The sequence below is a fragment of the Streptomyces sp. NBC_01142 genome (assembly GCF_026341125.1).
Taxonomy (GTDB): domain Bacteria; phylum Actinomycetota; class Actinomycetes; order Streptomycetales; family Streptomycetaceae; genus Streptomyces.
The window spans coordinates 355,900-368,817 of record NZ_JAPEOR010000002.1 but is presented as its reverse complement, the minus strand read 5'-3'; the positions used below and the strand labels follow the sequence as shown (position 1 = coordinate 368,817).

Annotated in this window: 11 protein-coding genes; 5 read left to right on the top strand and 6 right to left on the bottom strand. The window is 68.9% G+C overall.

The annotated features are described in order from the left end of the window. Positions 1 to 47 precede the first annotated feature (47 nt). The 5 genes from OG883_RS19040 to OG883_RS19020 are packed head-to-tail and all read left to right on the top strand — an operon-like array spanning position 48 to position 5,762. Positions 48 to 1,367, top strand: coding sequence for an enolase C-terminal domain-like protein (locus OG883_RS19040; RefSeq protein ID WP_266542486.1), 1,320 nt, complete (start codon positions 48 to 50; stop codon positions 1,365 to 1,367). After that, positions 1,364 to 2,140, top strand: coding sequence for an SDR family NAD(P)-dependent oxidoreductase (locus OG883_RS19035; RefSeq protein ID WP_266542484.1), 777 nt, complete (start codon positions 1,364 to 1,366; stop codon positions 2,138 to 2,140). The genes OG883_RS19040 and OG883_RS19035 overlap by 4 nt, the downstream gene beginning before the upstream one ends. 30 nt (positions 2,141 to 2,170) lie before the next feature. Then, entirely contained in the window at positions 2,171 to 3,208 is a 1,038-nt protein-coding gene (locus OG883_RS19030; RefSeq protein ID WP_266542482.1) for a sugar ABC transporter substrate-binding protein, read from the top strand. A gap of 2 nt (positions 3,209 to 3,210) precedes the next feature. Continuing rightward, positions 3,211 to 4,737, top strand: coding sequence for a sugar ABC transporter ATP-binding protein (locus tag OG883_RS19025; protein WP_266542480.1), 1,527 nt, complete (start codon positions 3,211 to 3,213; stop codon positions 4,735 to 4,737). Next, positions 4,734 to 5,762: an ABC transporter permease gene (locus tag OG883_RS19020; RefSeq protein ID WP_266542478.1), complete on the top strand. Its 1,029-nt coding sequence runs from the start codon at positions 4,734 to 4,736 to the stop codon at positions 5,760 to 5,762. Before OG883_RS19025 ends, OG883_RS19020 begins: the two co-directional genes overlap by 4 nt. A 78-nt stretch (positions 5,763 to 5,840) precedes the next feature. Here the strand turns inward: OG883_RS19020 and OG883_RS19015 are convergent, their stop codons facing one another. The 6 genes from OG883_RS19015 to OG883_RS18990 form a co-directional block, all read right to left on the bottom strand. After that, positions 5,841 to 6,512, bottom strand: a complete 672-nt coding sequence (locus OG883_RS19015; RefSeq protein WP_266542476.1) for a FadR/GntR family transcriptional regulator — start codon at positions 6,510 to 6,512, stop codon at positions 5,841 to 5,843. Positions 6,513 to 6,680: 168 nt separating this feature from the next. Next, positions 6,681 to 7,739, bottom strand: coding sequence for an LLM class flavin-dependent oxidoreductase (locus tag OG883_RS19010; RefSeq protein WP_266542474.1), 1,059 nt, complete (start codon positions 7,737 to 7,739; stop codon positions 6,681 to 6,683). 144 nt (positions 7,740 to 7,883) lie between these two features. Next, positions 7,884 to 9,494 (bottom strand): glycerol-3-phosphate dehydrogenase/oxidase, encoded by a 1,611-nt coding sequence (locus OG883_RS19005; RefSeq protein WP_266542472.1) that lies wholly within the window; start codon positions 9,492 to 9,494, stop codon positions 7,884 to 7,886. Positions 9,495 to 9,500: 6 nt separating this feature from the next. After that, a complete protein-coding gene (gene glpK, locus OG883_RS19000; RefSeq protein WP_266542467.1) occupies positions 9,501 to 11,027 on the bottom strand; it encodes a glycerol kinase GlpK in 1,527 nt (508 codons plus the stop codon). A gap of 33 nt (positions 11,028 to 11,060) precedes the next feature. Next, positions 11,061 to 11,849, bottom strand: a complete 789-nt coding sequence (locus OG883_RS18995; RefSeq protein ID WP_266542465.1) for an MIP/aquaporin family protein — start codon at positions 11,847 to 11,849, stop codon at positions 11,061 to 11,063. Positions 11,850 to 12,083: 234 nt separating this feature from the next. Then, positions 12,084 to 12,848, bottom strand: a complete 765-nt coding sequence (locus OG883_RS18990; RefSeq protein WP_266542463.1) for an IclR family transcriptional regulator — start codon at positions 12,846 to 12,848, stop codon at positions 12,084 to 12,086. Positions 12,849 to 12,918: the final 70 nt, after the last annotated feature.

The following is a 12,918-nucleotide window of genomic DNA, read 5'->3' as shown; positions in this document are numbered from 1 at the left end:
CATCGGATGACCAAGAGAGGTCCGATGTTCTTCTCGGGGGTGCGTGCATGAGCCAGACCGTCACGGAGTTCGAGGTTCATGACATCCGCTTCCCCACCTCGGAACAGCTCGACGGCTCGGACGCCATGAACCCGGACCCCGACTACTCCGCCGCCTATGTGGTGATGCGCGCCACCGACGGGGCCGAGGGACACGGCTTCTGCTTCACCATCGGGCGCGGCAACGATGTCACCGCCGCAGCCATCGAGGCTCTGCGGCCCTATGTGCTGGGGCGACCGGCCCCCCGTACCGCAGCCGATCTCGCCGCGCTCCACCTCGAACTCACCCACGATTCGCAACTGCGCTGGCTCGGCCCGGAGAAGGGCGTGATGCACATGGCGGCCGGTGCGGTGGTCAACGCCGCGTGGGACCTGGCGGCCAAGCGCGCCGGGCAGCCGGTGTGGGAGTTCCTCGCCTCGATGACACCCGAGGAACTCGTCTCGCTCGTCGACTTCCGATATCTCACCGACGTCCTCACTCCCGAAGAGGCGCTGCGCCTGCTGTGCGCCGCCGAACCCGGCCGGGCCGAGCGGGCCGCGGAGCTGCGCGACAAGGGCTATCCCGCCTACACCACCTCGCCCGGCTGGCTCGGGTACTCCGACGAGAAGCTGGTCGAGCTGGCCAAGGAGGCCGTCGCCGACGGCTTCGGCCAGATCAAGCTGAAGGTCGGCGGGGACATCGAGGACGACGTCCGGCGGATGAAGCTGGCCCGCGCCGCCGTCGGTCCTTCCATACGCATCGCCGTGGACGCCAATCAGCGCTGGGACGTTGCCGACGCGGTGCGCTGGATGAAGGCCCTCGCCCCGTACGAACCGCACTGGATCGAGGAGCCGACCAGCCCCGACGACATCCTCGGCCACGCCGCCGTACGCGCCGGCCAGCCGGTCAAGGTCGCCACCGGCGAACACGTCGCCAACCGCGTCGTCTTCAAACAGCTGCTCCAGGCCGGGGCCGTCGACTTCGTCCAGATCGACGCCACCCGCGTCGCCGGAGTCAACGAGAACCTCGCGATCCTGCTGCTCGCCGCCAAGTACGGCGTCCCCGTCTGCCCGCACGCCGGCGGGGTAGGACTGTGCGAACTCGTCCAGCATCTCGCCATGTTCGACTACGTCGCCGTCTCCGGCAGCTGGGAGGACCGCGTCATCGAGTACGTCGACCACCTGCACGAGCACTTCACCGACCCCGCAGTGCTCGTCTCCGGTCGCTACGCCGCCCCCCGCGTACCGGGCTTCTCGGCCCGCATGCTGCCCGCGTCGATCGCCGCGCACCGCTATCCGGAAGGGCCCGTCTGGCAGGCCCGCCGCGCCATCGAGGAGGTCAACCCATGACGGCGACAAGGGACTTCGAGGGAATGTCGGCCATGGTGACCGGCGGAGCGTCGGGCATCGGGGCCGCCGTGGCGGCACTGCTGCTCGAGCGCGGCGCCCGCGTCGCCGTACTGGACCGCGAGACGGCGGGAGCGCCCGACGGCGTCCTCGCCCTCAAGGCCGACGTCACCGACGACGCGGCCGTACGCGCGGCCGTGGACGCGGCGGCCGCGGAGTTCGGGGCGCTGCACACTGTCGTCTCCAACGCCGGCATCGGCGCCATCGGCACCGTCGTGGACAACGCCGACGACGAATGGCAGCGCGTCCTCGACATCAACGTGCTGGGCATGGTGCGGACCGCCCGGCACGCCCTGCCGCATCTGCGCCGCGCCGCCGCCGACCGCCCCGGCCATGTCTCCATCACCCAGACCTGCTCCATCGCCGCCACCGCCGGCCTGCCCCAGCGCGCCCTGTACAGCGCCAGCAAGGGCGCCGTCCTCTCCCTCACCCTCGCCATGGCCGCCGACCACGTCCGCGAGGGCATCCGCGTCAACTGTGTCAACCCCGGCACCGCCGACACCCCCTGGATCGGCCGCCTGCTCGACCGGGCCGACGACCCCGCGGCCGAACGTGCCGCCCTCGAGGCCCGCCAGCCGACCGGACGGCTGGTCGCTGCGGAAGAGGTCGCCGCCGCCGTCGTGTATCTCGCCGGCCCCGCCGCGGCCGCCGTCACGGGCACGGCACTCGCGGTCGACGGCGGAATGCAGGGCCTGCGGCTGCGCCCCGCCACCTGACTGAGCCGACACCCACCGAAGGACGGGACAATGAGAGTGCGTACGACAAGTGCCGCGGCCTGCGCAGTACTTCTGGCCGTGACCGCCCTCGCGGGCTGCAACCGTGACACGGACAGCGGGTCCGGCGGAGGCAAGGTGGGCATCGATCTGCCGCGCAGCGACAGCGACTTCTGGAACTCCTACCAGCAGTACGTCGAGAAGGGCGTCAAGGGCGGCGAGGTGGATGCGCTGTCCCTGACGAACTCCCAGAACGACATCGGAAAGCTCGTCTCCCATGTCCAGGTCTTCACCGACCAGGGTGCCAAGGCCGTCGTCATGGCTCCGCAGGACACCGGCGCGATAGCCGAGACACTCCGGACGCTGGAGGAGAAGGAGATTCCGGTCGTCAGCGTCGACACCCGGCCCGACAAGGGCAGCGTCTACATGGTGGTCCGGGCGGACAACCGCGCCTACGGCGAGCAGGCCTGCACCTACCTCGGCGAGCAGCTCAAGGGCAAGGGCAAGGTCGTCGAGTTCCAGGGCGACCTGTCGTCCATCAACGGCCGGGACCGCTCCGAGGCCTTCAAGTCGTGCATGGACAAGAACTTCCCCGGCATCAAGGTCTTCGAGCTGGCCACCGAATGGAAGGGCGACATCGCCTCCGCGAAACTCCAGTCCACGCTGGCCGCCCACCCTGACATCAACGGCATCTACATGCAGGCCGGCGGGGTCTTCCTGCAGCCCACCCTCGCGCTGCTGGAGCAGAAGAAGCTGCTCAAGGCCCCGGGCACGCCGGGCCACATCACGATCATCTCCAATGACGGCATCCCGGAGGAGCTGGACGCCATCAAGGCCGGGAAGATCGACGCCACCGTCTCCCAGCCCGCCGACCTGTACGCCAAGTACGCGCTGTACTACGCCAGGCAGGCGCTGGAAGGAAAGACCCCCAAGGAGGGGCCGACCGACCACGACTCCACGATCATCAAGATCCCGAACGGTTTCGAGGACCAGCTTCCCGCGCCGCTGGTGACCAAGGAGAACGTGGACGACCCGAAGCTGTGGGCCAACCAGCTGGAGAAGAAGAGCTAGCCATGGAACACCAGGCACCAGCTGCGGTCCACGCTGAAGGCATCGTCAAGCGTTTCGGCCCGACCGCGGCGCTGGACGGTGTGCGCCTGACCGTCGCGCCCGGTGAGGCGCACGCACTCGTCGGGCGCAACGGCGCCGGCAAGTCCACCCTCGTCAGCGTCCTCACCGGTCTGCACAGACCCGATGCGGGCACGGTGACCTTCAGCGGCCGGCCCGCGCCCGCCTTCGGGGACGCTGCGGCCTGGCAGTCCAAGGTCGCCTGCGTCTACCAGAAGTCGATGGTCGTGCCCGATCTGACCGTCGCCGAGAACCTCTTCCTGAACCATTACAGCCTGAACCGCTTCGAGAAGGGCAGCCGGTTCATCAGCTGGCGGCGGCTGCGCAAGCGGGCCGAGGAACTGCTCGCCGGATACGGCGTCAGTGTCGACCCGACCACCCGGGCGAAGGATCTCGCCGTCGAGCAGCGCCAGTTCGTCGAGATCGCGCGTGCCCTCTCCTTCGGCGCCCGGCTGATCATCCTCGACGAGCCGACCGCCCAGCTCGACGCCCGCGGCATCCAGCGGCTCTTCGACAAGCTGCGCGTACTGCAGAGCCAGGGAGTGGCGTTCCTCTTCATCTCCCACCATCTGCAGGAGGTGTACGAACTGTGCACCACCGTCACCGTCTACCGCGATGCCCGGCACGTCCTGACGGAACCGGTCTCCGGCCTCACCAAGGACGATCTGGTGCTGGCGATGACCGGTGACTCGGTGACCCGCGCCTCCACCTGGCACGCCGGCGCCGCTGTCGTACGGGACGCGGATCCGGTCCTGCGGACCGAAGGGCTCGCCCTGGAAGGCCGGTTCGAGCCGCTCGACCTCGAGGTGCGCCCCGGCGAGGTACTGGGTCTGGCCGGGGCAGCCGCCAGCGGCAACACCGCCCTCGGCGAGACCCTGGTCGGCATGCGCCGGGCGAGCGCGGGGCGGATCACCGTACGGGGCAGGGCCGTGAAGCCCGGCAGCGTCCCGCACGCTCTCGACGCCGGCATCGGCTACATCCCCGAGGACCGCCACCTCCAGGGGCTGGTCATCGGCCGCAGCGTCGCCGAGAACGCCACGCTCACCGTCACCGGCCGGCTCGGCCCCTGGGGAACCGTACTGCCGTCTCGTACAAGGGAATTCGCCCAGTCCATGATCTCTTCGCTCGACATCAAGACCCAGGGCCCTGAGCAGCCCGTCTCCGGCCTGTCCGGAGGCAACCAGCAGAAAGTCGTGGTCGCCCGCGCCCTGGCCCGCGAACCGGCCGTCCTGGTGGCGGTCCGGCCCACGGCGGGTGTGGACGTGAAGTCCAAGGACTCGCTGCTCGGTGTCGTACGACGGGTGGCGGACGAGGGCAGCGCGGCCGTGATCATCTCCGACGAGCTGGACGATCTGCGGGTGTGCGACCGAGTGCTCGCGCTCTTCCACGGGCGGGTGGTCGCCACGTTCGGGAGCGGATGGGCCGACCGGGAACTGGTCGCTGCCATGGAAGGTGTGGGGGAGCAGGAATGACCGGGACGATACGGCCCCTGACGGCCGACGATCTGAAGACCGCGGGCCCGCGCAGCCGGCTGAAGCTGATCCGGTGGAGCGACTTCTCGCTCGTGCCGGTGATCCTGGTGCTGATGGTGATCGGCTTCATCGTCTCGCCGGTCTTCCTCACCTCCAGCAACCTCATCAGCGTCGTCCAGCAGTCCTCCGAACTCAGCCTGCTGGTGCTGGGGCAGGCGCTGATCCTGATCTGCGGCCGGATGGATCTGTCCCTGGAGTCGACGATCGGCATCGCGCCCGTCATTGCCATGTGGCTGGTCCTGCCGACGGAGGGCGGGCGCTTCGCCGGCCTGGAGCTGCTGCCCGTCTGGACGGCGATCCCTCTCTGTCTGCTGGCCGGCATGGCGATCGGCGCGGTCAACGGCTTCCTGATGCTGAAGCTGCGCGTCAACGGCTTCATCGCCACCCTCGGCATGCTCACCATGCTGCGTGGCCTCCACATCGGCATCACCGAGGGCAAGTCGATCACCGATGTTCCCGAGTCCTTCCGGTACCTGGGCAAGACCGACTGGCTCGGCGCGCCGGCGGCCGTATGGATCTGCCTGGCGCTGTTCGCGATCGGCGGTGCGGCGCTGGCCTGGCTGCGGCACGGGCGTGCGTTGTACGCGATCGGCGGCAACCCGGAGGCGGCACGGGCTGCGGGTGTCCGGGTGGACCGGATCACCTGGATCGTGCTCGTGATCGGCGGTCTCCTCGCGGGTTTCGCCGGCATCCTCTACACCGGTCACTACGGCTCGGTCGCGGCCACCCAGGGCAACGGCTGGATCTTCCAGGTCTTCGCCGCGGCCGTGATCGGCGGGATCAGCCTCAAGGGCGGCCGCGGCACGCTCTTCGGTGCGCTGACCGGTGTGCTGACACTCCAGTTGGTCGTCAATGTGATGACGCTCGGCGGAGTGCCCGCGCTGTGGAACCAGTTCCTCAACGGCGCGATCATCATCGTGGCGCTGGTCATCTCCCGCTTCGCGAGCGGCGAAAAGCAGGACTAGGGCGGCCGCTGCGTGGAGCTCGTCCCCCACCCGGCCCTTCCCGTACCTGGGGCGGAGCCCCGCTTACGGGAAGGAGCGCTACAGCGAAGACCTCAGCCACTGCTCCACGCTCGCGATATGCACCGTCGCCCACGACCGCGCCGCCTCCGCGTCCCGGTCGCGGAGTGCCGACAGGATCGCCCGGTGCTCGTGGAGCGTGCGGCTGACCGCGTCCTCCTGGGTCAGTCCGCGCCAGACCCGGGCCCGCGTGGTCGGCCCGGAGAGCCCGTCCAGCAGCGAGCAGAGCACCGAATTGCCCGAGGACTGCACGATGCCACGGTGGAATTCGAGGTCGGCGGCGACCAGCTCCTCCACCGAGGGTGCGGCCCCCAGCGCGTCCAACTGGGCGCTCAGCACATCCAGTTCACTCTCGCTTATCCGGGTGGCGGCCATCGCGGTCGCGGCCGGCTCCAGGATGCGGCGCACGGCAAGGAACTCCAGGACCGTGTCGTCCCGGTGGAAGTCCACGACGAAGCTCAGCGCCTCCAGCAGCAACTGCGGATCCAGGCTGGTGACATAGGTGCCGTCGCCCTGCCGTACGTCGAGGATGCGGATGAGCGACAGGGCGCGCACCGCCTCGCGCAGCGAGTTGCGGGACAGGCCCAGCTCGGCGGCGAGTTCGCTCTCCTTCGGCAGCCGGTCGCCCGGTCGCAGCGCACCGGAGACGATCATCCCCTTGATCTTCTCGATCGCCTCGTCGGTGACTGCCATGGAAGGCCTCCTCGCTCCTCAGACATCCGATGTCTGAGCACCATTATGCGGTTCCGGAGCGCCGTATCAGCCACACCGTTCCATGCGGATACGGTCCACCGGCTTACCGCACATGACAAGCAGCGATCCCGCTGCCCGTGAAGGTGCCGATCCAGGTGGGACAGGCTCTCAGCCCCAGAGTGTGGTCGGTGCCTCCTTCCGCACCACTGGCGCGATCTCCTCCGCGAACCGCCGGAGTGTCTCGACCTGCTCACCACGGCTCAGCCCGAAACCGTCCACCGTGATCGACTGGAGGTCGTGCCGGTACACCTCGCGGTAGCCGAGGATCTTGTCGATGATCTGCTGCGGACTGCCGATCAGCTGCGGCCCGTTCGCGATGGCGTCCTCGATCGTGCGGAACGGGGTGTTGTACCCGGCTCTGCCCTCCAGATGGGGCCGGAAACTCTGCGACACCTTCGCCTCGTACAGCTCCTTGAAGCGCTCCACCGCCTGCTGCGAGGAGTCGGCGATCAGCAGCCCGCCCGAACCCGCCGCCACATGGGCGTTCGCGGGATCGTGTCCGTACTCCTCGAAGCGCCTGCGGTATTCGGCGATCAGCTTCGCGTACGCCTCCCGCGGCTGGACGGCGTTGGCGGTGAACAGCGGATCACCGTGCTGCGCCGCCAGTTCGGGCGAGTTGAGGCTGGTGGCCGAGCCGTGCCAGATCCGCGGCAGCCCGGCGTACGGGCGCGGCACCGTCGTCACACTCTTCAGCGGCGGCCGGAACTCACCCGCCCAGTCGACGTTCTCCTCGCTCCACAGCCTGCGCAGCAGTTCGTACTTCTCCTTCTGGAGATCCCACTGCCGCTTCTCGTCCAGCCCGAAGAGATCGAAGTGCCCGGCCTCCGCGCCCTTGCCGACGACCAGCTCGATCCGGCCGCGCGATATCTGGTCGAGCGTCGCGTAGTCCTCGGCGACCCGCACGGGATCGAGGATCGCGACGACCGTGACACCGGTGAGGAGTTTGATCCTGGTCGTTCGGGCGGCCAGGGCGCCCAGCAGCACGGTCGGACTGGACGACAGAAAGGCGCCCGCGTGCCGCTCGCCGATCGCGTACGCGTCGAAGCCGAGCCGTTCCGCCTCCACGCCGGTCTCGATCACCTCCTCGAACCGGTCGGCGGGGGAGAGGAGTTGACCTGTCAGCGGGTGCGGGGCGTGACCGATGATGGAGAGTACGGAAAATCTCATGGTGTCCCCTGTACGGCCGGAAACGGAGCGGGCATCCCTCCACTCTCGCTGCCGGGTATTGCGGCAGCATGAAGGCCGCGTGGCAGCGGAAAGGGGCGGCTCTCCCGCCTGGGAGAACCGCCCCTTCGCCGAACCGCCGGTCCGTCAGTTCTTCTTGCCGAGCAGGTCCTCGACCCTGCTCCTGATGCCGTCCGTCGCCAGACCCCGGATGGTCAGCGTCGTACGGCGGCGCAGCACATCGTCCGCCGTCTCGGCCCACTCGTGGTCACGCGCGTACACGACCTGCGCCCAGATCTCCGGGGCGTCGGGGTGAATCCGCTCGGCGAGCGCCGGGTCGTCGTTGGCCAGGCGCGCTATGTCGAAGGACAGCGAGCCGTAGTGCGTGGCCAGATGACGGGCGGTGTCCGCCGCCATCCGCGGTCCCGGTGTGCCACCGTCGATCAGCAGCCGGTGGGCCACCGCGTTCGGGTTGGCGATACCGGGCAGCGGAAGCTTCTTCGGCAGCGAAGCGATCGGCTCCATGTCGTCCGCCAGCGGGTGACCCGGCAGGGCAGCCAGCTTGTTCATCACCGTACGGCCGATGTGGCGGAAGGTCGTCCACTTGCCGCCGGCCACCGACAGCATGCCGCCGCTGCCCTCGGAGACGACCGTCTCCCGCTTGGCCTTCGAGGTGTCGCCGGGACCGCCGGGCAGCACCCGCAGTCCGGCGAAGGAGTACGTGATCAGATCGCGCGACAGCTGCTGGTCCCGGATGGAGAACGCGGCCTCGTCCAGGATCTGGGCCGTGTCCTTCTCGTTGACCGCGACATCCGCCGGGTCGCCCTCGTACTCCTCGTCCGTCGTGCCCAGAAGGAGCATGTCCTCCCAGGGCAGCGCGAAGGTGATCCGGTACTTGTCGATCGGGGTCGCCAGCGCGGCCTTCCAGGGGCGGGTGCGCTTGAGCACCAGGTGCGCGCCCTTGGAGAGACGGATGGACGGAGCCGCGTTCGGGTCCTCCATCCTGCGCAGGTGGTCGACCCACGGGCCGGTGGCGTTGAGCACCAGACGGGCGCTCACACCGAACTCCGTACCGTCCATGCGGTCCTTGAGCTCCGCGCCCGTGACCCTGCCCTTGGTGAAGCGCAGGCCGGTGACCTCGGCGTGGTTGAGGACGGCGGCGCCGGCCTGGACCGCCGCACGCACGGTCATCAGGGCCATGCGCGAGTCGTTCATCTGGTCGTCGCCGTACACGGCCACGGCCTTCAGATTGTCCGTACGCAGCTCGGGCACATCGCGCTGCGCCTTGGCCGCGGAGATGACATGTCCGACGCCGTCACCGAAGGCCGAGAGCGCAGAGTAGGCGAAGACGCCCGCGCCGAGCTTGGCGGCGCCGTGCGGTCCGCCCTTGTAGACCGGAAGGTAGAAGGTGAGCGGATTGGCCAGGTGCGGGGCCACGTCCCGCGACACCGCACGCCGCTCGAAGTGATTCTCCGCGACCAGCTTGACCGCGCCGGTCTGCAGATAGCGCAGACCGCCGTGGAGCAGCTTGGAGGAGGCGGAGGAGGTGGCGCCGGCGAAGTCGCCGGCGTCCACCAGAGCCACCCGCAGCCCGGACTGCGCCGCATGCCAGGCGGTGGAGATGCCCAGGATGCCGCCGCCGATCACCAGGAGGTCGTACGTCGCCTTGGAAAGCTGCTCCCGAGTTTCGGCGCGGCTCGGCAGGGAGCCGGAGGCCGGGTGCGTCCCCAGGGCAGGGACGCTCTGCAGGGTGGTCATCTCGTCTTACTCCTCGTCCTCGATCCAGCCCATGGTCCGCTCGACGGCCTTGAGCCAGCTCTTGTACTCGCGGTCGCGGGTGTCCGCGTCCATGCGGGGGGTCCATTCGGCGGCCCGACGCCAGTTGGCGCGCAGCTCGTCGGTGCTGGACCAGAAGCCGACGGCGAGGCCGGCGGCGTAGGCGGCGCCGAGGCAGGTCGTCTCGGCGACCATCGGGCGCACCACCGGTGCGTCCAGGAAGTCCGAGAGGGTCTGCATCAGCAGGTTGTTGGAGGTCATGCCGCCGTCGACCTTGAGCGCGGTCAGCTCGACGCCGGAGTCCTTGGTCATGGCGTCGGTGATCTCGCGGGTCTGCCAGGCAGTGGCCTCGAGAACGGCGCGCGCGATGTGCGCCTTGGTGACATAGCGGGTCAGGCCGGCGATCACACCGCGGGCGTCGGAGCGCCAGTACGGGGCGAAGAGCCCGGAGAAGGCGGGCACGAAGTACGCGCCGCCGTTGTCCTCGACGGAGGAGGCCAGGGTCTCGATCTCGGCGGCGCTGTTGATCAGGCCCATCTGGTCGCGCATCCACTGCACCAGCGAACCGGTGACGGCGATCGAGCCCTCGAGGGCGTACACCGGAGCCTGGTCGCCGATGCGGTATCCGACGGTCGTCAGCAGGCCGTTGTACGAGTTGACGGGCTCGCCACCGGTGTTCATCAGCATGAAGGTGCCGGTGCCGTACGTCGACTTGGCCTCGCCCTCGGCGAAGCAGGTCTGGCCGAACAGGGCCGCCTGCTGGTCACCGAGCGCGGAGGCGACCGGAACGCCCGCGAGCGCGCCGCCCTTGGCCGTGCCGTACACCTCGGCAGAGGAACGGATCTCCGGGAGCACCGCTGCCGGCACGTCCATCGACTGGAGGATCTTCTCGTCCCACTCGAGGTCGTGCAGGTTCATCAGCATGGTGCGCGAGGCGTTGGTGACGTCGGTGACGTGCACGCCGCCGTCGGTGCCGCCGGTGAGGTTCCAGATGACCCAGGAGTCCATGGTGCCGAAGAGGATCTCGCCGCGCTCGGCACGCTCCCGCAGACCCTCGACGTTGTCGAGCATCCAGCGGATCTTCGGGCCCGCGAAGTAGGAGGCCAGCGGCAGTCCGGTCTCGCGGCGGAAGCGGTCCTGGCCGACGTTGCGACCGAGTTCCTTACAGAGGGCGTCGGTGCGGGTGTCCTGCCAGACGATGGCGTTGTGGACGGGCTCGCCGGTGTTCTTGTCCCAGAGCAGCGTGGTCTCGCGCTGGTTGGTGATGCCGATCGCCTTGACGTCGGCGGAGGTGATGCCGGCCTTGGCGATGGCGCTGTCGACGACCTCCTGGACGTTCGTCCAGATCTCGGCGGCGTCGTGCTCCACCCAGCCCGGCTTCGGGAAGATCTGCTCGTGCTCCTTCTGGTCGACGGAGACGATCCGGCCGTCCTTGTCGAAGACGATGCACCGGCTGGAGGTGGTGCCCTGGTCGATGGCCGCGATGAAGGGGCCGGTGGTGTGTGCGTCGGTCACGGAGTGCTCCTGCGAGGTCTCGGGAAGATCGGCTCAGGCGAACGCGAGGTTGTAGATACCCGCTGCGAGGGCGCCGCCTATCAGCGGACCGACGACGGGTATCCAGGCGTAGCCCCAGTCCGAGCCGCCCTTGTTGGGCAGCGGCAGCAGGGCGTGCACGATGCGCGGGCCGAGGTCACGGGCCGGGTTGATCGCGTAACCGGTCGGGCCGCCGAGCGAGAGGCCGATACCGACGACGACGAACGCGGTGATCAGCGCGCCGATGGGGCCGAGACCCTTGCCGCTGTTGTTGAGGCCCTGTGTCAGGACCGCGAGCACGAGCACAACGGTGCCGATGATCTCGGTGGCGAGGTTCTGTGCCACATTGCGGACCTCCGGACCGGTGGAGAAGACACCGAGCACCGGACCGGCCTTCGGAGCGGACGGCTCGCTGACCATGCCTTCCTCGTGCGGCGCCGCGGAGATGATCTCCGGGTCCGTGAGGTGGGCCTGGAACTGTCCGTAGTACGCGATCCAGACCAGGGCGGCGCCGATCGCGGCGCCCAGCAGCTGTCCGGCGAAGTAGACCGGAACGTTGCTCCAGTCCCCGTCCTTGATCGCGATACCGACGGTGACCGCCGGGTTGAGGTGGGCTCCGGACAGCGTGCCCGTCATGTAGACCGCGGTCATGACCGCGAAGCCCCACCCGAAGGTGATTGCCAGCCAGCCGGCGTTCTGCGCCTTCGAGCGCTTGAGTACGACGGCGGCGACGACGCCACCGCCGAGCAGGATGAGTACGGCGGTACCAATGATCTCGCCGATGAAGATGTCGGAGCTGGACACCCGCGACTCCTTTGTCCTTCGTCCAGGGGAAGGCGAACCCCGGGTCCCTCCGGTGGTCCGCGCCCTCAGGTGAGGGCGTTACCGGCCCTTGGCACCGCCGAACACTCTAACGCGTATTGCCGGTAGGTGTTCGACAATGCCGACCGATGAACGGAAGTTTTGCCCCCGGGTTAACACGACGTCAAGGGTTGAGTGGCCGAAAGCTGATTCGTTACCGATGGTTGGACAAATGCCTCAGAAGCGTCCGGCGCCGAGATCCCTGGAGACGGCGCGGGCGCAGTCCCGTACCGCCGCGATCAGCTCGGAACGCAGCTCTTCCCGGTCGCAGACCCGCTCCACCGCACCGGTGATGGCGACGGCGCCGACCGGCATCCGCCGCCGGTCGTGGATGGGCGCGGCCACCGAGGCGACACCCTCCCAGGTCTCCTCCACGTCGGCTGCCCACCCGCGCGCGCGGGTGTGGTCGAGCACCGCCTCGAATGCCTCCAGGCCGGTGACGGTCCGGGGCGTGAACTCCGTGCGCTCGATCTCGGTCACTTGGGTGTGTGCCACCGGGTCGTACGCGGACAGCACCTTGCCCAGGGCGGTGGAGTGCAGTGGGTGCATGGCTCCCACCTCCAGGACCTGACGGCTGTCGTCGGGGCGGAAGACGTGGTGGATGACGAGTACGCCCTGCTGGTGCAGCACCCCGAGGTGCACGCTCTCACCGCTGGAGCGGGCCAGATCGTCCGTCCAGACAAGGGCGCGGGCGCGCAGCTCGTGCACGTCCAGATAGCTGTTTCCGAGCCGCAACAGCTCGGCGCCCAGCTGGTAGCGGCCTGATGCCGGATCCTGCTCGACGAAGCCCTCTGCCTGGAGCGTGCGCAGGATGCCGTGGGCCGTGCCCTTGGCCAGCTCCAGTGAGGACGCGATGTCGGACAGGCCCAGACGGCGCTCTCCGCCCGCGAGCAGTCGCAGCATCGCTGCTGCCCGCTCGAGCGACTGGATGTTTTTCGCCATCGAAGCGGCCCCTTCTCCTCTGCTGCAGTTCGACAATGCTGAACACTATCGGTCGATGTCGACCTTGGTC